Here is a 20771-nt window from a genome sequence, read left to right on the forward strand (position 1 = left end):
ATTAATTGATGTCAGCTTTAAAAAACTCTTCGGTAATTATCCAATTGGTTGCGGCGTTAATAATCCTGCTGTCTACCCTAAGAACTCACGGGCAGCAAACCAAAACCGACTCCCTTATACGGCTGGTAACGAATCACCCCCGGCAAGACGACCAGCGGGCAGTCATGCTTCTGAAACTTATCGAAATAAAGTTGAGACAGGACCCCAAAGATGCGTTGAGTTACACGGACGAAATCCTGGTTTTTCAAAATAAAATAGCAGATAAGAAGTACGTTTCTGCTACATACCGGTTTCGTGGGACCATTTTTATCCACCTGGCAGAATATAGCCAGGCAGTGGATGCATTCAATAAAGGCATGGAAGTAGACAATTCCATTCAAAACGAACTCGGCGTTGCAGCAGCCCTGGCCAATATCGGGGTCGTCTATGTTACCCAGCTAAAATTGCCAGAGGCGTTGAAGTATTTCTTGTTGGCACAGAAAAAGCACGCATCGCTAAAAAATGAGTTGAATGCTGCAAACATATCGGCAAACATTGGCATTGTATACACCGAAATGCGCGATTACAAGGCTGCAATGCAAAGTTACGAGAAGGCGTTGCTCGCATATAGGAAATACAAGCACTTCGGCGGTGTAGCAAATGTGTTAGGCAACATTGCAACACTTCATTCGAAAAACAATAATCTGGCTGATGCCGTTAAGTTCAGCAAATCGGCACTGCAAATCGCGGATTCGATTGGCGATTTGCGAGCAAGCTCTCAGCAAACAGGTAATCTGGCCGCTTACTACTGCAAATTGCATGACCCGGATATGGCTTTGACGTACGGCAACAGCGCTGTTGAAAAAAATAGAAAACTTAGTTATAAAAAGGGTCTTGGGTTCAATTTTCAAAATCTGTCAGACGCATACTTTCAAAAGCAAAACTATGATCAGGCTAAATTATATGCATTTAATGCACTCAATATTGCCAAAGAACTGGACCTGGCTGATTTGAAAAGGGATGCGAGCCTGGGTTTAAGTGAAGCATATGGCGCCCTTAATAGGCCAGACAGTGCTTTCATTTACTACAAACAGTATAAAGAAGCTGCTGATAGCATTAGTAATGATCAGAAAAAAGAGGAAATAACCCGGATGGGCATTCAGTATGAATTTGATAAAACAGAGGCGGTTTACAAACAAAAGCAAATCCTTGCTGATGGACAGCTCAAACAACAGCAATTACAGATTGCATTGAACAATGCAGAATTGCAGAAAGGAATCCAGCAAAGGGATTTGCAAAGATTGCTTCTGGACAACGAAAAGCTGATCAGCGAAGAAAAGCAAAAGCAGCTTCAAATATCTAAAAACAATGAAAAATTACAACTTAGCAAAGTAAGTGCATTGTCCCAGCAACAAGCATTAAGCCGGTTGCAGATCCAGCAGCTATGGCTGTATGGTATATTGGCTATCGTTAGTCTGGCATCAATATTGATTTATTTGTTAAACCTGAATAGGATCAGAAAGCTTAAATATGCCAACGTTCTTCAACTTCAACAGGCCGAGCAAAATACGCTGAAACTTCAATACCAATACCAACTTTCGGAAAGCGAATTAAAGGCAATCCGGTCTCAAATGAACCCGCACTTTATATTTAATGTCCTGAACTCAATAGAGTCCTATGTGATGGACAGCGATAAGCGGACAGCATCAAGGCTGATCCAGAAATTCGCCTCCCTAAGCAGGTTGATCCTGGAAAACTCTACGAAAAGTCTGGTTGCAGCAGATAAGGAATGGAAGGCGCTGCAACTTTATACGGAATTGGAGGCCATGCGCTACAACAATTCTTTTACATACAGCTTTGATGTAGATGCCGGCATTGATTTAAAAACAATATTATTGCCCCCAATGCTGATCCAGCCGCTGATAGAAAATGCCATCATACATGGAATAGTTGGCTCAGGCATTTCTGATGCCCATATAGCTGTCGCAATGAACCGGTCAGATCAAATCTTAGTAATACAAGTTTCCGATAATGGAATAGGTCTGCATAGCAAGACAAACAATACAATTGTAAATGTTAATAAAGAAGAATCAATAGGGTTGAAGTCCATTAGCGAGAGAATAAAGCTGATCAATGCCCAGCATCACAGCGTTGGCAGTTTTGTTATTGAGGAAGGACCTAATCACAGAGGGACTCAAGCCGTTCTGAAAATACCGTTGTTTAGCATCGATTGATAACCTTTGCTTCTGCACGCAACAAGCATAGCATTAAGCCAGAAGACTCAACGACGCACCTGCTAAGTAGTTTTATTTCTGTTAGTAAAATTGAATGCAAAAATAAGGAAGGCCATTGTTGAAAAACCTAGTAGAACGTATCTGAACGAACTATCTATGAACACGGCTGCTAATAAGGACATTAAAGCCGATATTACAATTATGCGATTATTTTTCATACGCTTTTTCCAATAGAAAGGTTAGGATCATTAGTTGCTACTGAACCGTCATTAGGTATTTTCTGATCGATTGTTGTAATGGATGTGCGGATGAATTATTAAGCAAGAGCAGCGATTGAAAATACTAAAAAGAAAGTAATCCTGCAAATGATTGACTTAGTTTTACCATTTGGCTTAATTGAAATGCTTTCAGTATTTACAATAGCCAAGCTACAACTCCCTTTGCAAATCCCTGCCAGAGGGCAGAACCCGGGACCCAGGGAAAGGCATAGTGGAAGAAACAGCAGATCAACAATGAAACCAGGTAGGAATAGTAGTTCTTCCCTTTCGTGTATTCATATAGCAACAAGCCTACCAGAAGCACATCGCAAAAGGCGAAGGCAACCATCACGGCGGTGTTAAAATCCGTAAAGCCCAGGTTAATCCGTCCCACAGCAGGGCCAAGCAATGCAACGGCCGAGGCGATCATATATCGCATGTGCCTGGCAGGTTGCTTCTTGTAAACAATCGCTAATACATATAAACTAACAAATGGTATCAATGCAGAAGTTGGAAGATATAAAGATGCTACGTTTGGCATTTCTGGCATGCTTGGGGCATTTTTCAAGTACTGTGTTTTCATTACTGCCAGCAGCGATAATACAATGATGGGAACAAGGATATAGGAAAATTTGCCAACGAGCCGGTGCAAATCAATCCTCTTTTGATATATAAGTATCGGTTGCACGATCAGCATTGCAAACCAGAGCAGCAGCAGTACAGTATGAGTGTGATGTACATAAGTGACCCTATAAACGTTGGGAACTGACTGAAATAACTCTTGTAAAAACCGGCCACGACAACGGCGAGGGTGGCCACAAAGAAATAGCTGTAGCGGGAAGGTCGGGCATCCGCCAGTAGCGCTTTCGAAATTGGTTCATCGAGCCGGTTTGCATCAACTGGTATGCCAAGCATTTGTTGCAGATAACCGGCCCTTTGCCGGAACGTGTGCCCGGTTAATTGAATCCGGCGGTCAAGTGCCGCTCGCCTGTTTTTGGCAATGGTCGTCATAATCCCCGGAATGTATTTAATCTCGTCAGGATCACGCCCGTAACGTTTAGCAGCCTCCCGGAACGCATTCCGCTGAGCGCGTGCATCTTCAATAGTAAAAGCTGCGCCAATAACCGCATTTGCAAAACGCCCTGCTAATTCATGACCATTAGGACTGCCGCCGGCGTGAAAAATAATGGGCTGGCCTTGCTCGGATGGCGGAATGTAAAGCGGTCCGCGTGAGCCGGCGTACTTGCCCTGTAAGTTTATAGGAAGGATCTGCTCCTTCTTAGCAAACTGACCTGACTGCTGGTTATGCACCCATGCATCCTTTCCCCAACTGCCCCAAAGTGCCTGTATAAGTTGGACTGCCTCGTGTGCTCGGCCATAACGATCTTCACTGGATGGAATTTTTCTGCCGTAGTTGGCAGCAACATCATCGCCGCTGGAAGTAATAGCATTCCAGCCCGCTCTGCCGTGGCTCATCACATCCAGCGCTTTGAATTGCCTTGCCAGATTGAAAGGTTCATTGAATTGAACAATGTTTGCGGTGAATTTAAAGCCTCTCGCACTGTCCTGCCAGAAGTGTCAAATTGTTGTCAATTTTGCTGGTTTGACAGATAGGCCCAAAGCTGGCTGGAGTAAAATATTAACAAATTGTGGCCTTACTTTCCATTGATTGGAATCGTATTCAATAAGTTGAATATTTATTCGAACTATAAAGAATCCGGATAATGAGCAGTATGTCAAGTTATGGTTTCGAAGTCCGAATTAACGGCGAACACTTCTGCAAAGCAGGTATCAATACTGATGCTCATGTCGTTACGTGCATACTTACTTCATTGCGCCGCTTAAACGAGCCCGATGAATTGGATCTAACAGTTTCCGGGCTTAACTCGGTTGCTGGCGAACATCCCGAGTGGATAGACATGGCATTGAAAAATGGGGACACGATCACTATCAAAGTCATTAGTGCAGATTTTGAACCCGCTCGCAGCATTCGGCCCAAACGTTCAAAAGAGAAGATGCTTGATGATAAGTTGCGGTATTATCACAAATTGAGAGAGGAATTGAAAGAGCATCTGTAGTGAAAACCAAGATCTATAATTATAGCTACTGTTATGCGGTGTTTTTGCGTGCTAGATGCCTCAAACTTGCTTCTAATTTCGAAGTACTGCAACGTAAGGTGTAAGTCATGTGTCTAGGAGTAAAAAATAAATGAATACTTATGAAGCTTTTAGTACTGCCAGGTTTCTTATCTTCTTGTTTTGTATTACTAGCAACTTGCTTTATAACTGGTTGTGACAATAACGTGGACTGCATGGCTCCACCCAACGAAATTAGTATGCAAATAATGGATGGAACCCTTACTTATCCGGCTGATCTGGATACTGCTGCACATGTAAAAGTATTCTATCAAGAGAGCAGCCAGAAAAAATATGTTTCCGATCTTGATAGGGCGGGTGATGTATTGGTTTCAAACATCCTAATTGAAGAATCCCGTAGTGCTAATGATCCGGAACTTTCATTCGAACTAAACGGCCGGGTGTTAACCAAGATGCGGATGGAAACTTATATTAATAACGCAAAATGTAATGGTTGGGCAACTATTTCACAAGTTTATCAAAATGGAGAGCTTGTCTCAAGGTCGGTGAACGGGGCCTATCTGATTAAATAGCTATTGTATCATAGAAAGTTCGGTAATCCCTAATAAGGGTAGGGCAAAGCAGGTTAATACGTTGCTATTTACTGGAACTTCGACCGCCTGGATTTTTTTTTAAATGATATTTCTGATATGAAGCTCGTTCATCGATTTGTGCTAATGCTCATTTTGATAAGTCAAGGCTGCCGGCAAGAACCAGATTTGTTAGAGGATGGGTGCATAGGTGCAAGCTTCTTTTACCTTGACAATCAAAGCAGTGAAAGTCTGCTGGTTGACTTTGATGGCCCCATGCTGAATGACCAGATTGATACAGCAGCGCTTGTAGATCCTGGAAAACGGACCTTAATTGGCCAAGGCGCTAGTTTTGGGTCAATTCCCACGCCAATGCAAACGTTCATTGGTTTTGAATTATACAAGCTCTCAGATGGCAAGAAGACACTTGTTTACAAACAGGATCCGCTCGAAGATACGCTTTGGATTAAACGCAAACATAACCCAGATGATCCAGACTTTGGTTGCCAGCAAGCCGACTACATTCTGAAGGTGACTCAGGACATGTTGAAGTAAATCCGAGTTGTGGATTAGGTAAGCGAAATATTACCATTTCTTAACTTTGCAGCAGGTCTGCCTGCTTGCTTTACTTTTGGCGCTGCAATCTCATTCAGCCCATTGCAGGGTCCGGTCTTCCGGATGCGGAGCCTTTCCGTAGCAATAATAATTGCTGTTACCTATCAACAAGAGCTGATTGCAAAGCAATGGCAGGCTAGCTTGCCCAAAATTGGTTTTTTATTTAACCACCTGGAAGTACCCGCCGAAAAATGCGCCCACTTCCTTGTTGCAGATTGTGCGGCGGACTGTAATAGTCCGCCTTTTTGATCTATAACCCGGCACTAATATTGTAACCTGCATTAAATAATAACCTCGGAAAGTAATTACGCAACGTTTATGGCAAGGATATTCATTACTGGCTCAGTGGATGGGCTAGGGCAGTTGGCTGCAAATGCGCTCGTGCGTCAGGGGCATCATGTGGTCCTTCACGCGCGCAACCCGGAGCGGGCAGAGTACGGTTTGGCAAAAGTACCAGGGGCAGAAGGCGTTCTGGTAGCGGATTTGTCTAGTATAGAAGAAACCACAGACCTTGCATCACAGGTTAATAATCTGGGCGTTTTTGATTCAATCATACATAATGCAGGCCTCTATCAGGTTCGCGAAAAGCAACTAACACGCGATGGATTGCCACTGCTATTGGCTGTCAACAGCCTTGCGCCCTACATCCTGACCTGCTTGATCAGTAAGCCTAAGAGGCTCGTTTACCTTAGCTCTGGCATGCATAAGCAGGCAGATGCTAGCCTTGCCGGCTTGGACATAAATAGCCCGCGGGTTAATTATTCCGACTCTAAATTTCACAATTTACTTCTGGCTATGGCAGTTGCACGGCAGTGGCCAAATGTCTGCGCAAATGCCGTGGACCCCGGGTGGGTACCAACAAAGATGGGCGGGCCGGGAGCGCCCGATAATCTGGAAAAGGGTTTTCAGACCCAGGCATGGTTGGCTGTCGGCAAAGACGAACATGCGCAGGTAAGCGGGCAGTATTTTCACCATAAAGCCCAAAGCCGGTATTTAAGACAGGCAGACGATATCCGCGTCCAGCAAAAGTTTATAGCTTTCTGTGCAGCACTAACTGGCATTCGATTTACGGAAAGAAATTAATGTCACGAGTCTGGGTATTAGAAAATAAAAGCCCTGATACCGCTTAATCCTGAATCCGCTTGAAATCTCTTACCATGCTGCGCAGCTGCTTTTCTGTTAAGCCACTGTAGCGGATTTGCATTTGCTTTGACTTTTCGGCATTCATGCTTTTGAGCTTCCAGTATTTGGGATGGCTCAGGCCAATAGGAGGGCGGTAATGTGTGTCAGAGGGGTCTTTGATCAAAATATCAATATCAATTTCCCCGCCCTTGATTGGGTTGCCCACGTGGGTGATTAATTTTACGCACCTTCCTGTCGGCAGGGTCAAAGTCTTCTCTTGTGTCATTTCTATGCTGAAATCTTCGAGCAGTAAAATTAATTCCAAAAAGCCGGCAAAAAGGCTATTAACAATAAGATAATGTGTTGACCACGTTGGACACATCCCGTTTGCGACAACTGGCCAATATAATTTTAATGTTATGGTTCAAAGCGGTTTGTTAACTTTGTGCTCATTCTGACACCATCCAATATTTCTTTTCAGCCGATTCTAGAAGATCCCAGTCAATAATCTGTGTCTTTTCTGATTAACTATGGCAAACAATTTACATCCGGTCACTACCAGCGAAGCTGACGCTGTTGACACCAAAATAAACAGCACCTATTATGCTGTCTATGACTGCTGCATTGCCAATCATATCCCTAGCCAGGATGTTGCCTTCATCGAGCAGCGGCTTGGCGATGCCAGTGTGCTTGAAGCAGTTGCCAATAATGAAAAACACTTCCCTTCATTGAGGGAGGCCAAAACCTATGTTAACGGCCATTTCAAATCAGGTGCGGAATATTTTTCATTGAACCAATCCGCCGATCCTGATAACATCCTTTATACAATCATCGATAAGATCACCTACCTGGTTGCTTGATTTGGTCGCTGGCGCGCTGTCCAAATTATCATATTGTTAAGTGGTGGTTCGCCAGAAAGCTTCTGTGTAAATTTACACTTGCCACCACACACTTATTGATATGGTCTATGAGAAAATTTTCACAATGGAGACCGGGAAACAAGTTAAAATGGTTGTAAGAGGGTATTATGCGCCCCGTCAAGCGCCATAGAGCCCTTTGTCGAAATTTGGATAAAGCAGCAAAAACAGGACCACTATTTTAGCCCATTGGCGCTTGGTTTGCCCACATATGTGTTTGCAGCATATGGCCCAAAAATCATCAAAGACCAGCTTATGCAGGCTAGTGGCATATCTGAACAGCAGTTTGAGCAGGTCATGGCCGAATTCATGCAAATCACAACTTCGTCAGTTTTGTTGTGAATATACAAACCAAAATAACCATCATGGACGATCAGATACCACAGCCAGAGCAAGACTGCGAGCAGGAAAGTCCAGGATACTTTACAAAGATGGACCGCCCTGACCAAATGCGGGATTCACTGGCAGCTGTTTATAGTCAACTTCTGATTGTTGAAAAAAGAAATTTCTTTCAGATCCAGCCACAATGGCCATATGCACAGTCAGGGGTAACCATGTTTTGATACGTTAGTGTATCAGCAATAAGTGGAAGTAGATTTCATTTAGTAAGACCTGTCCTTGTTGCGGGTCCAGGGATGTTTAAGACTGCGCCACCCACTGTTTGCACGGAGGGCTTTTTCCATACTAGAATCCCCCTCAATGTTGCAAAACCGCGGTAGTAACAGGCGCATTTTAGTCAAGGACAATATTTTTGCCTTGATATTCGACAAACGGCAAAATTTATCCCAATAAAAACAATTACGTATATACTGTAAGGTTCATAAAACTTAATATTGCTGGGTAGGGTTTAGACCGTATTTTTGTAACCAATCGTTTTTCAACAAACTAACATCCTATGAAACGTGAAAAAAAGCGACTTGCAGCAGATCTAACCGCATCGCTTGAAGACAAACTTAAAGACACGCAAACCGATGCTAAAAAGCTAGCAAAAGCCATTAAGAAGACAGTTAAAAAGCTTGCTGCTAAGGTGATTAAGGTGTCGGTCAAGCAGAAAAAAAAGCTTGAAAAACAAAAGGCAGGGCCAGGTGTAACACAAGGGGTAGAGAACATAGAAAATGACAACTCTGAAATTCAGATGAGACTAAAAGCTGTTACGGAGACAGAAAGAGAGACACTTTCAGGCAACGATCCTACCTATTAGCAATTGAAGTATGAAAAGGGGAGGACTAAGATTTGGAAAGAAGCATCAACCATTGATGCTGATTGTTCTGCTTTGCGCATTAATGCCATTATACAGTTGTGAGAGGGATAATGCATATCCCAAAGTCCGATTGCTCTGTGCTTGGCCAGAAGATTACTTCTCAGGGGAATCTGTAAAAAATCAGGTTGGTGAAATCGTTTTATCCGAAACAGCATTGACACAAATTGATAGTGTTTATGTTATTCGAATAAATGAAAAAATAGGAAAACTGGGTGCTGGTCCACTAGCACCTTGCAATATGCCAAGTAAAGCCCAAAAGAATGGATTAAAGATTAAGGTTAGTGGCCACATTGTAAGATTCGATGGCTTTGATTCAGCCTTATTCACATATGGTTACCCTTTTGAAATTACAGCTATCGAATATTTGGATTAGACTTGAATGGAATCGATTTTCTGTTTTTATGGTTCGTGGTGGACAGAATCGTGTGAGAAGCATAAGCGTTGATAAAATTAATTTAACCCATTGGAATATATGAGCGCACACGGAAACTGTTGCTTACCCGTCCTTCAATTGAAGGTCGTTCCAGGGTTTAGAACTGTTTCTCTGGTAGCTTAGTAGCCATATTAAATTATTATAAAATTTAATTTTGATCGCCGGACTGGCCTAATTTTTACGAAGTGTAATTGTCTGTCAGCAGTCAAATTACATTTCATCAATAATAAAAAAGTATGGTCAGCAAAACCGAAATCTCAATCGATAACGCAATACTGGCTGATTTGAAAAGCCGATTGGTAAATACCAGGTGGCCCCATGAGGTTGACAATGATAAATGGGAAGTGGGTACAAACAAGTCTTACTTGCAAGCACTTTGTCGGTATTGGGAAACAGAGTTTGACTGGAAAAAACGGGAGGAAGAGCTTAACCGGTTTTCCCATTTCAAAACGGTTATTGATAAAAGCGAGCTGCACTTTATACACGAGAAAGGGAAGGGGCTAAATGCCACACCGCTGCTTTTAATTCATGGCTATCCTGACAGCTTTGTCCGTTTTTTAAAGATTATACCATTACTGACGGCCCCTGACGAAAATGGGAATTCGTTCGATGTGATCGTCCCTTCCATTCCGGGGTATGGTTTTTCTGGAAAGCCAGACAAGCCAGGCATGGACTCCAAAGCAATTGCGGCCTTATTTGCTGAGCTTGTTACAAAAGAGCTGGGATACGACAAATTCATAGCGCATGGTGGCGATTGGGGCGGCAGCATTAGCGAGCAGCTTGCCTTATATCACCCCAAGCATTTGATCGGTGTCCACTTAACTGATCTACCTTTCGGACACACGCTGGAAGAGCCCGAAGAGCCAAGTGCTGATGAAAAGAAATTTTTCCAGGAAATCCAGCAGTGGCAGCAGACTGAAGGTGCATATTCGATGATCCAGAGCACAAAGCCGCAAAGTTTGGCATATGGACTAAATGATTCACCGGCAGGGCTTGCAGGTTGGCTCATCGAAAAGTTTTACGCCTGGAGTGACAACTCAGGTAATTTGGATAGTGTGTTTTCAAAGGATGAATTACTGACTAATCTGACCATCTACTGGGGCACCCAAACGATCGATTCAGCAATCCGCATCTACCAGGAAGAGATCCAGGCAATCATGGCAGCCAAATACAACCCGCTAATAAAACTGAATCCATTCGATAAAACAGGTAAAAAAGCGTCCGTTCCTGCTGGGTTTTCTTTCTTTCCAAAAGACATTAGCCACGCCCCCAAGGAGCTTGTAGAGCGATTTTTTAATGTTATTTACTGGAACAAACTTTCAAAAGGCGGCCACTTCACCGCTATGGAACAACCCCAGCTACTTAACGAAGAGCTCCGTGAATTTGCGGGCCTATTGAATTGGCGCAGGTGAGCTAGAAGAAGAAGCAATAATTGATATTAAAAATGGTCAGTGCCGGTTCTGGATCAAGTATTGGGTTCAGAACCGCTGCATATACCCACTAGCTGCATGTGAAATTCCTACTCCGTGATCATGGAAGAAGCTTCCTGAGGTTATGTTGCATCATAACTTGTATCCATATTCACCTGCCATGACTTAAATCACGTTTTTAGAACCGGTATCCCAAGTGAACAGTAGGAAAAACAGACCATTACGATTGTTTGTATTGGTGGCCACCGCTGGTAACCATCGAGGGATTAAATGAATGTATTAAAGCTACCCATGGAACCAGATATATGCCTTGCGGGGTTGTCGGAAATACTACATGTAAGGCGGGTGTACTAAGGTAGCACTTATTTAGAGTCCGGTCCTACAAACAGAAAACACTTCGGTCTTCAAGGTACATGTTCATTAGATCTTGCATGGCCGGCAGTGAGCTAGGGTCCGCGGTTCTAATTCCCATTTGTCATTTTATCGACGTACGCAGAAATGGGTGGTTTTTCCGTAGTCTTCGACCCTTGAACCGTCCTGAATAATGGTACCTATTTGGGGAAATTTAATTCTGAATTTTTTGTGCACAAGAGTACTGAGGTTTACGTCGGAGATCTGATTCCCAGCCCATCAGGTATGTATTAAAACGAACGAATTTTTACACAAGATAAGATCAACTCAATCTCTTATGCACAGCCGGGTTCATTCAAACCGTCACTTAGATGATTACGTGAATCCTGGCTTTCAAGTGAATAAACCATAATATTCAGTTCGCAAAATAAAGTGGATGCACCTTAATTTGGGGTTAAATTTTAAAATCGCCGCATATCCGTATCATCAAATGTCTTTACAACTTGTTCCCTGCTTCAAATTAAGCGTGAAACAGATATTTGAATCACGTAGGCCTGGCTGTAAATAGGAAGAACATGAAGCCTGAAAACTTAGAATTAGTCATTCCCGTAATTTATCAGATGCTGAACCGTTACTATCAGCGATTTGAACGTGTCAAGAAATACCAGGGCAACTCTGTCAACTGATTTCCGTAGCATAGCTACCAACTTTTCTGAAGCTACTGTGGTTCTTGCGAGGTACCTACCTTCATTTTCTGTGTAATTCCGTGCTGGCCCACCAGAACGTAAACCAGCATCAAAAATATTACGTCTTATTCTGTACCTTGTCCCTTAGGGATTGGGATTTCGTGGCTTCTTTGACTGCTGTGATAGCAGGGATATTAGTGCAAAAAATTACTGTTTTACCACTTTCCTGGTTTCAGAAAAACTTCCATTGTCAAATTTCAAAAGGTTCAAGCCAGGCAATAGCGTGTCAATCGTAATGATGTTGAACCCGGCCTGTAGAATCTTACTTTTATGCGATAGTACTCTCCCTGTTGCACCATAATGGGTGATATTCCACATGCTTTTTGTCAGGGAATTAATCTCAATATAAACTTTGCCAATACTGGGGTTAGGATAGAAATTGCCGACCATGGATTTCTTGGTATCGCTTCCCAGTGCTATGATCTTTGAATAGGCATATTTGGTATCCAGATCTATCATTTTTAGGCGATAATATATTTTTCCATCGGCTGCATTTGGATCAAGGAACGTATAAATCCGTTGTGCATCCGATGCCAGCTCACCTATCGTCTCAAAGGTTTTTGCATTGGCGCTCCTTTGAATTTCGAAATGGCTGAAATTTACTTCCGAACTGGTCTTCCATGTAAGCTCATTGCTTTTCTCTAAGGGTTTGCCTGTGAAAGAAATCAATGTAACGGGTAAAGGTTGTTCCGTTGATTTCGCTATAAAGCCGCTGAATCCTGATACAGGGAATGTGACTTCCCAGATAAAATTGATAGAATTCCATACAAAAGTATAATCTCCTACATTCCATGAATTTACCCCGGTTGGGATAGAGGAAGGCGGCCCGGGATAGTTTAAGCCTGTCGGACTGGTGCCGGAAAATTTAATAATCTGGAAGTTAGCGATCCCTGAGACGTCATCCGGGCCAGTCGGTAAAAAGCCAGCAGTAATCGTAGCGTTATACGCATTGAAATCGGCCTGTGAGAAGTATAAGGTCACTGTGCCGGTTGCTGTGTTCGCGTTGGTGCTTGGTGTAATCTCATAATGCCGCGGAACATATTTAAAAGGCGGGGTTGTTTCAAGCCAGCTTTTAATTGTAGCATCCGTAAAACCGCTGGTAGGCACTACTTTGGCTATGTATTCACAACCATTAGCTACGAGAGACGTAGCGGCTACATTTTGAGTATTTGTTGTTGCAGCTGTTGGCAGAGAGACATTACCGCTGCAATCGGGAGCAACGATGTTCACAAAGTAATCTTCCGTTTCACCAGAGATATACGATCCGCAAGCAGAATCTAATACATCCCCGTAGCCGGATATGACTCTCATGCGCGTTAAACCTGGCAGGGCAGTTTCCGGAATAGCAATAGAACCCGTCAAAGTATAGTCTAAGCCAATGTTATTTGGTGAGAAATACACCCTTTCTTCTGGCGCATCGAAACTTCCATTGTGGTTGAAATCAACCCAAACAGATGCTGCGCTGAGACCAAAAGCGTCACAAAGGGCCACTCGAATAGAAATTGGAATAGTGTTTGATATTACAAGGTTGGGAGCAGCTACCAAGGTACTGTAATCAGAATATCTATTTTGTATAGAGCCCAGGCCGCCTGTTTGATTACAATCGGAGGAATTATTTAAATCAGCAATCGTTACATTGAATATTTCCCATCCATACGCATCATCCGCAGCAGACGTGCATGGGCAATAAAGGTAAGTTTCGTTGACAGCAACGGGTGTAGATCTGGTTGTGTTTTCGCCGCTCGGACAAGTCACATCGCAATAAAAATTGTCAGCGCCTGTGATTGTTGCAGTGTAGGTTTCATTGGTGGCACCTACAATCGGACCGGCATTATTATACCATTGATAGGTGTTATTAGAGGTATTTATTGCAGGACTGAGCGAAAAGGTAAAACTAACCTCGGGGCAAACAGGGTTTTGAGTAGCTATTGTGGTGGTTTGTACCGGACTGCCGGTACATGCAGGAGGTGGTAGGATATTGACCAGATAATCTTCTGTTTCCCCATTTTCGTAATTTTTGCAAGCGGAATTTAGTGGAGCTTCGCCAGTGTTCATAACGATCCGCATTCTGGTAAACCCTGTCAGTGCGGTGATTGGGATTGTAAAAGAAGCACTAAAAGTTGCATTTTGAAAACCTCCCTGCTGAGTTATAAATTCATCCGGGCTTTCAAAGGTGCCATTTTGGTTATAGTCTATCCAGATAGCGGTATGGAAATAAGAGTCGGTTGCGCCAGAGGTTATTGAAAATGGAATCTGGGCTAAATGATTAAACACAGGCGCATTCACCACGGTTGTAAAGTCGCCATAACTACCTGCTACAGATCCGGGTCCGCCTGTTTGAAAATAGCTGGTTGAATTGTTTAGTGTCCCAACTGTCACATTAGAGATATCTGCTGCTTCCGGTTTTTCGGCCGCAGAACTGCAATATTGTGCATGAATAATGGGACTGCGAGCCAGACACAAAAGAAACAAAAGTAAAGTAAAGTAGAATTTTTTGGTTTTCATCCGAATGAAGTTAAGGTCTTGTGTGGAAATTGTCCCATCAGGCAGGGTCTTAGAATAGTCAGTTTCCGTTTGTTTCCAATTGGTATTGTTAGACTAAATGCAGTTATTTAACATGCAAAAGACACTAAACTATACACATTGCGCAATAGCAAATACTTGCTATTTGGTTGTTAGGCAAGTTGCTAAATACCGCTCAAATACCGCGGTTTTCCCTACTCTGAGACCCCTGACCCGTCCTGAATATTTGCCGCTATATCAAGTGTATTTAATTCTGAATGTTTCGTGCAAAAGAGTCCTGGAGTTAATATCGGAGATCTGACTCTGGGCGCCTGTCAGGTATGTAACAAAACGAACGGATTTTTACACAATCTACAATCATCCCAATCTCTTTATGCACAGCCGGGTTCATTCAAACCGGCGTTTAAATGAAATTTTGAGTTTCCGTAAAAAAGCCTGCCGTAAGTCCCTGTGAGGCATTTTATTGTTCATTCTAACTGAGGCGGGACACCTTAAATTGTAATTTATTTCTGCTCCAAGCGTCCATATCCAAACGGTCATAAGTATGTGAACAAACACAATTTTTGTGAGGTGACAGATTTGTCTGAATAACAGATTTATGTTTACTAACGTAACATAGAACAAAGCCTGCCAGCATTTTAGGACGTACAATGAGAGCATGCTATTCCAATTGTGGTTTGGAGAAGCTGATGCGCCAGATAAGTTGGCATTGAAGTGACTTATATCCCCCCAATTTAATAAACAAAAAATTTAACGCTAATTCTGCCTATTAGCGGGAAGGCAAAGCCTTTCTGTTTCCTAATAGCACCAAAGTTGCTGCGAATATGGAAAACACAATAAGCAACATTAACGAATTAAGGGCAATCTGGCCAATACCATACTTGTTTAAATCAAAGAAGGGATATGGGTACCAGGAAACAAAGTAGCCTCGAAACAAAGTGATTATTGTATATGCTGCCGGGAGTAATAGCCATGTCGGGATATCACGTAAAGAAACGAGCTTTGCATTGATGTAACGCCATCAAAGTATTAACATGAGCAGCGGGCTGGCTGTGTGAAGCAGATCATGAAGAACTGCTTGCAGCCCGGTGGACTCCCATAAGTTTCGTAGGATAATGTTGTAAAGTAAGCCTACGACGACTATGTGTAGCGTAAATTCCTGTTTCGACAGATGGCTTAAAAAAGAAATTTGATACACCTCTATTTTTGCCAAACAACTGAGCAGATGCATATGAGCAAACAATCAGATTTGTCAAAATAGTAAAATATCCAAAGTATCGCATGACAGCTTCCAAAGGGTTTACCGTTGAACTCTGCATGTGTAAGATAAATTGAGCAGGCAATGCAAGCCATTCCGTAACGGCAATCAATATGAGAAGAACCTTTTTTCCATTCATAACAATCTGGTCAAGCTTTGTCTAAATTCCATGTCCTATGGCACAAGACGACGATTTACATGCAATTCAACAGTTAAAAGTTATTCGGAGCCGCGCACCTTTTCCAATAGTCAATCATCACTTTAATTGTTGCCTTAATTTCATCGTATTCGCCTGGTTTAACAAAAAAGCCTTGTGCAGATGTGCTATATGCGTCAATAACGACCTGCTGATTGATCGCTGTGGTAAAGTAAACGTAGGGAATGCACTTAAGGCTTAGTTCTGCATCAGTTTGGACCTTTCTTCTAAGCTCCAATCCATTTAACTGTGGCAGGTTAATATCTGAAATAATAATGAAAGGCAGGTCTTTGCTGGTATAAAGATAATCCAATGCCGACTGGCCATCCGCGAAATACATCCTTTGATTAGAATACCCTAATTCACCGAAAACTTCCTCCAATACGAATTTGTCGTCAGGGTCATCTTCTATAATGATAATTGGGCCATTTTTATCCATTTGATAATAAGTTTAGTGTAGGTTAAATACATAGTTACGCAGCTTGCCAATTTAAGTTAATTAAACATAAAATTACATTCAAACAGGCAGGTAATTAGTTAACGCCTGGTTGCATAACGGGAAAACATTGTGCCACCTCCAATAACTTTGTGTACCTTAAAGCAATAATTATTTGATGATGTGGCACTTATCGCGAGCATCCTGCACCTAACCTTAACATCTGAATGAGTTCAATCGAACCAAATCACATCGTTGCCATAGGCGCGTCAGCCGGAGGCCTTGATGAGCTGATTTCTTTTTTTGAGAATACACCCCTAGATGGTGTTGCCTACATTGTAGTCCAGCATTTATCCGCTGATTATGAAAGCAGGCTGGCAGAAGTTTTGTCTCGGTACAGCAAGTTGACGATGGTGCAGGCGGTAGAAGGGACGGGCATTGCGTCTAACTTTGTTTACGTAATCCCCGGGGATAAATTTATGACCATTAAAAGGGGACATTTACATTTAAGTGATAAAACCAACGTGCGTGGCCCGCATATGACCATTAATACTTTCTTATCTTCCCTTGCTGCCGAGTGCGGCCCCAAAGCGATTGGCGTCATCCTGTCTGGCCTGGGCTCTGATGGCACCGATGGCGTGAAAGCAATTAAAAAAGCAGGCGGGATGATAATTGCCCGAAACCCGGAAACCACAGAATTTAACAGCATGCCCTCCAATGCCATAGCCACTGGAATGGTGGATTTCATTGTGGAGCCCGAGGCGATGCCTGGCGCAATCGAGGAATATGTCAAGCGGGAAATTGATTTACTGGCCACTAGCATCTCTGATGGGGAGAATATGGCGGGTTTGATCGAGCTCATCAGCCAGCAGCTGCCACTGGATTTCTCAGAATACAAGCAGTCTACGATTTTGCGCCGGATCAAACGAAGGGCGGCTTATAACAACTTTGAAAACCTGGAAAATTACCTCGAATTTGCCAAAGCCTCCCCTGATGAAATAGAAGCGCTTGCCAAAGATTTCCTGATCAGCGTAACTGCTTTTTTCAGGGACGCCGAAGCATTTGATTCGCTGAAAAAACGGGTGCTGTCTTCTATAATTAAAGGTCTTTCCACTCGACAGGAGATCAGGGTATGGGTAGCTGGTTGCGCGACAGGCGAAGAAGCATACTCGATGGCTATCCTGGTGCGGGAGCTTTTGGGCGAAAAGGTCCAAGACCATGATGTAAAAATCTTTGCTACCGATATTGACAATGCTGCCCTGGCCCATGCTGGCAAAGGCGTTTACACTGCTGCCGTAGTATCCAAAATGCCCCAATCTTACCTGGACAAGTACTTTGTACAGGAAGGTGAAGATTACAAGGTAACTGTTGCTTTACGTAAAATGGTTATTTTTTCCAGGCATGATTTGGTGAAAAACCCGCCCTACTGCAATATGCATCTGATCAGCTGCCGCAACCTGCTGATTTACATGACCCCGATCTTGCAACAAAAAATCTATCATATGCTCCTCTTTGGGCTAAAACCCGAGGGATACTTGTTTTTGGGGTCAAGTGAGAACCCCTCGCCGATATTGAAGAGCGTGAAAGTCATTGATAAAAATGCAAAGATCTATAAGAAACTGGATGCTATCCCATCCGTGAACTTTGAGACGTTTACCCTGCCCGAATATACATACCACAAACCGCCCAGCATAGGGGCTTCTCAGCCGGAAACAATTAAAATCCCCGACCGCACCCTGGATGGGGCAATCCATGAAACGGTCCTGAATGAAGAGCAGCGCCTGCTTATTTGTGTTGATGAAAACAACAAGGTGCTTAAATCTTATGGCCCTACCGATAGGTTCCTCACCCAAAAGATTTTGATATCGGACCTGACCGAGCTTCTACCTGGCCCCTTAAATATTGCCTACAAGACAGCCTGTAAAAAGGTTAGCGAAACCCAAAAAAGAGCAGTGGTCGCAGGAGTAATAGTCCAGCAAGGCCAGCAGACAATAAAAGTAAACCTGTCGGTCAGCCCAATGGCCTACAAAGGTCGGCTTAACGGATTTTTAGTGGTCCAGTTAAGCGAGGATGAAAATCCTGACCATCTATTAGGCGCAATGCAGTTTGACGAGAAGCTTTATCTGGACGATTATACCAGGTTTTTAGAGCAAGAAAGCAAAGACCAGAAGGAGCAACTGGCCGCCGCTAACGAAAAACTGTTTGCACTTAATGAGAATATGCAGTCCTTTAATGAGGAGCTGCTCTCAGCCAATGAGGAGATGCAAAGCACCAATGAGGAAATGCAGTCCATTAACGAAGAGCTACATACGATCAATGCAGATTACCAGTTAAAGATTCGGGAGCTATTGGAGCTGAATGATGATCTGAACAATTACTTCAAAAGCAATATCAATGGGCAGCTCTTTATCAGCTCGGAGCTTCGCTTACTGCGGTTTTCCCCAGGGACGGTCAGGCACATCAACTTGCTGGAAAGCGACATAGGGCGGCCTATCGGTAATATTTCGACGAATTTCAGGTTTGAAACACTTTCTGATGATATCAACCATGTCCTGGACAACGGATATTCCATTACCCGGGAAATCCAGGCCAATGACGGCAAGTGGTACCAGGTCATGACGATGGCCTATATCCAGCAGGTTAGCAATAAAAGGACCGGCGCGATTATTACTTTCAATGACATTACCGGCCTGAAAGAGATACAACACCAACTGGACAAAAAGAATGAGATCCTGACCCGCATCAACGGCGACCTGGACAATTTTGTACATACGGCATCTCATGACTTGCTAGGACCGCTCAGTAATATAGGTGTAAGTATTGGGGTATTGAATGAAATGCGGGCAGACGACGAAGAGCTAAAACCAATTTTAGACATTATTGGCAATTCAGTCAAAAAGTTCGGGGCCTTGGTCAGGGACATCGGCATAATAGCCAGGATTGAAGACGAAGCCATTTTGACTGAGATGGTAGAGCTGAACGAAATCTTGGAGAACATCCTGTGGAGCCTGGGCGACAAGATCAAGCAGACCGGAGCGGTAATCACAAGCGATTTGAAAGTAGGTCAAATACTCTTTTCTAAAAAGAATTTGCGAAGCATCTTGTTCAACCTGGTATCAAATGCGATCAAGTACCGATCAGAACATACACCTGTTATCACCATCCAAACTGCTACGGTAGGCGAATTCACTGTGCTGACTATCCAGGATAATGGGAGTGGGATGGCCGAAAATGACATTGACAAGATCTTTCATAAGTACCATAGGCTTCAAACGGATCATGAAGGGCAGGGGATTGGGCTTTATTTGGCAAAGAAGATGATCGACGCTGCTGGCGGTAGTATCCGGGTTGAAAGCAAGCCCGGTATGGGAAGCAAATTCGTGATCTATTTTCCGGTCGCCGGACTGCAATGACAGATAGTTAGTAACCGCTGCCTGTCAAATGATTCACCCCGATCGTCCACGCTCATAATCCAATTCCTAATGTCAAAAAACAAATACTCTCCATCCGGAAAAGTTGTAGTCATCGGCACGTCGGCCGGTGGCCTCAATGCACTGAAAACATTGATAAACCAGTTGCAAGAAAATTTTCCAGCGCCCATACTGGTTGTACAGCATATTTCAGCTGATGCGACGGGTAGCGTTCTTTTGGACGTGCTTAACAAGCAAACTAATATTCTCTGTGAGCATGCTGTAAATGGCGATAGCCTAAAAGACGGGCATTTATACCTGGCTCCTTCTGATCACCATTTGATGATCGGTGATGACCAAAAGATCCTTGTTACTAAGGGAGCGCAGGAAAACCGCTCCCGGCCGGCGATTGATCCATTGTTCCGCTCAGCGGCTGTTGTTTTTGGCAGCAGCGTGATTGGGATCCTATTGACGGGTTATTTGGATGATGGAACAGCCGGAATGATTGCTATCAAGCGGTGCGGCGGGACCTGCATAGTTCAAGACCCGACAGATGCAGAATACCCAGATATGCCTGCCAATGCTTTAAAGCAGGCAGAAGTTGATTTTTGTTTGCCCCTCTTGGAAATGGGAGATTTGCTGTATCAGCTCCTGGCAGCAAAACTGGAAAAAAGCCGGCCAGTCCCCAAAGACATTTTGACCGAAGCAAAAATTGCCAAACGCGTACTTAGCGATTTGCCAGCCGTCAATTCACTAGGCGACCAGGTGCCTTTCAATTGCCCGGGCTGTGGTGGCGTGCTATGGAAAGTGGACAAAGGCCCCTTGACACGCTACCGCTGTCACACAGGTCATGCCTATACTGCGCAAGCCTTGATCGCCGAGCAGACCTTAAAGATCGAAGAGACGATGTGGACAGCCCTTCGGATGTTTGAAGAAAG

The 20771-nt window shown here is 43.5% G+C and carries 18 protein-coding genes; 12 read left to right on the plus strand and 6 right to left on the minus strand.

All coding sequences use genetic code 11. The annotated features are described in order from the left end of the window. Positions 1 to 8: 8 nt before the first annotated feature. Entirely contained in the window at positions 9 to 2213 is a 2205-nt protein-coding gene (locus tag L0659_RS07750) for a tetratricopeptide repeat protein (RefSeq protein ID WP_235125200.1), read from the plus strand. A gap of 414 nt (positions 2214 to 2627) precedes the next feature. On the opposite strand, the gene L0659_RS07755 is transcribed toward L0659_RS07750, so the two are convergent. Both L0659_RS07755 and L0659_RS07760 read right to left on the minus strand, forming a co-directional pair. Next, on the minus strand, positions 2628 to 3011 hold the full coding sequence (locus L0659_RS07755; RefSeq protein WP_235125201.1) for a hypothetical protein: 384 nt from the start codon (positions 3009 to 3011) through the stop codon (positions 2628 to 2630). 149 nt (positions 3012 to 3160) lie between these two features. Then, complete coding sequence (locus L0659_RS07760; RefSeq protein ID WP_310590687.1) at positions 3161 to 4003, minus strand: LLM class flavin-dependent oxidoreductase; 843 nt, start codon at positions 4001 to 4003, stop codon at positions 3161 to 3163. 191 nt (positions 4004 to 4194) lie between these two features. Here L0659_RS07760 and L0659_RS07765 point away from each other — a divergent pair, with 191 nt between their 5' ends. From L0659_RS07765 to L0659_RS07780, 4 genes are all read left to right on the plus strand, one after another. Then, the gene (locus tag L0659_RS07765) at positions 4195 to 4548 is read left to right on the plus strand and encodes a hypothetical protein (protein ID WP_235125204.1); all 354 of its coding nucleotides are present in this window, start codon (positions 4195 to 4197) and stop codon (positions 4546 to 4548) included. A 140-nt stretch (positions 4549 to 4688) separates the two neighbouring features. Then, a complete protein-coding gene (locus tag L0659_RS07770) occupies positions 4689 to 5138 on the plus strand; it encodes a hypothetical protein (RefSeq protein WP_235125205.1) in 450 nt (149 codons plus the stop codon). Between the two features lie 117 nt (positions 5139 to 5255). Then, entirely contained in the window at positions 5256 to 5690 is a 435-nt protein-coding gene (locus tag L0659_RS07775; protein WP_235125206.1) for a hypothetical protein, read from the plus strand. A gap of 378 nt (positions 5691 to 6068) precedes the next feature. Beyond that, positions 6069 to 6833, plus strand: a complete 765-nt coding sequence (locus L0659_RS07780) for an SDR family NAD(P)-dependent oxidoreductase (RefSeq protein WP_235125207.1) — start codon at positions 6069 to 6071, stop codon at positions 6831 to 6833. Between the two features lie 43 nt (positions 6834 to 6876). Here the strand turns inward: L0659_RS07780 and L0659_RS07785 are convergent, their stop codons facing one another. Next, on the minus strand, positions 6877 to 7197 hold the full coding sequence (locus L0659_RS07785) for a hypothetical protein (RefSeq protein ID WP_235125208.1): 321 nt from the start codon (positions 7195 to 7197) through the stop codon (positions 6877 to 6879). A gap of 205 nt (positions 7198 to 7402) precedes the next feature. Here L0659_RS07785 and L0659_RS07790 point away from each other — a divergent pair, with 205 nt between their 5' ends. The 5 genes from L0659_RS07790 to L0659_RS07810 all read left to right on the plus strand — a co-directional run bounded on the left by L0659_RS07790 (position 7403) and on the right by L0659_RS07810 (position 10895). After that, on the plus strand, positions 7403 to 7732 hold the full coding sequence (locus tag L0659_RS07790) for a hypothetical protein (protein WP_235125209.1): 330 nt from the start codon (positions 7403 to 7405) through the stop codon (positions 7730 to 7732). A 422-nt stretch (positions 7733 to 8154) separates the two neighbouring features. Continuing rightward, positions 8155 to 8352, plus strand: coding sequence for a hypothetical protein (locus L0659_RS07795; RefSeq protein ID WP_235125210.1), 198 nt, complete (start codon positions 8155 to 8157; stop codon positions 8350 to 8352). Positions 8353 to 8684: 332 nt separating this feature from the next. Further along, positions 8685 to 8990, plus strand: coding sequence for a hypothetical protein (locus L0659_RS07800; protein ID WP_235125211.1), 306 nt, complete (start codon positions 8685 to 8687; stop codon positions 8988 to 8990). Positions 8991 to 9000: 10 nt separating this feature from the next. Further along, entirely contained in the window at positions 9001 to 9423 is a 423-nt protein-coding gene (locus tag L0659_RS07805) for a hypothetical protein (RefSeq protein ID WP_235125213.1), read from the plus strand. 296 nt (positions 9424 to 9719) lie between these two features. Then, positions 9720 to 10895 carry an epoxide hydrolase family protein gene (locus L0659_RS07810; protein ID WP_235125215.1) on the plus strand — a complete coding sequence of 392 codons (1176 nt, stop codon included), beginning with the start codon at positions 9720 to 9722 and terminating at the stop codon, positions 10893 to 10895. A 1262-nt stretch (positions 10896 to 12157) separates the two neighbouring features. On the opposite strand, the gene L0659_RS07815 is transcribed toward L0659_RS07810, so the two are convergent. The 3 genes from L0659_RS07815 to L0659_RS07820 form a co-directional block, all read right to left on the minus strand. After that, on the minus strand, positions 12158 to 14515 hold the full coding sequence (locus L0659_RS07815; RefSeq protein ID WP_235125218.1) for a GEVED domain-containing protein: 2358 nt from the start codon (positions 14513 to 14515) through the stop codon (positions 12158 to 12160). 787 nt (positions 14516 to 15302) lie between these two features. After that, positions 15303 to 15545, minus strand: coding sequence for a Pr6Pr family membrane protein (locus L0659_RS26505; RefSeq protein WP_409018833.1), 243 nt, complete (start codon positions 15543 to 15545; stop codon positions 15303 to 15305). A 458-nt stretch (positions 15546 to 16003) separates the two neighbouring features. After that, a complete protein-coding gene (locus L0659_RS07820) occupies positions 16004 to 16426 on the minus strand; it encodes a response regulator (protein WP_235125220.1) in 423 nt (140 codons plus the stop codon). A gap of 224 nt (positions 16427 to 16650) precedes the next feature. Between L0659_RS07820 and L0659_RS07825 the strand changes: the two genes are divergently transcribed. Further along, positions 16651 to 19836 (plus strand): CheR family methyltransferase, encoded by a 3186-nt coding sequence (locus L0659_RS07825; RefSeq protein ID WP_235125221.1) that lies wholly within the window; start codon positions 16651 to 16653, stop codon positions 19834 to 19836. Positions 19837 to 19905: 69 nt separating this feature from the next. Continuing rightward, positions 19906 to 20771, plus strand: an 866-nt coding sequence (locus tag L0659_RS07830; protein ID WP_235125222.1) for a chemotaxis protein CheB, incomplete at its 3' end; no start/stop codon positions are given.

The sequence above is a fragment of the Dyadobacter sp. CY347 genome, assembly GCF_021502655.1.
GTDB lineage: Bacteria > Bacteroidota > Bacteroidia > Cytophagales > Spirosomataceae > Dyadobacter.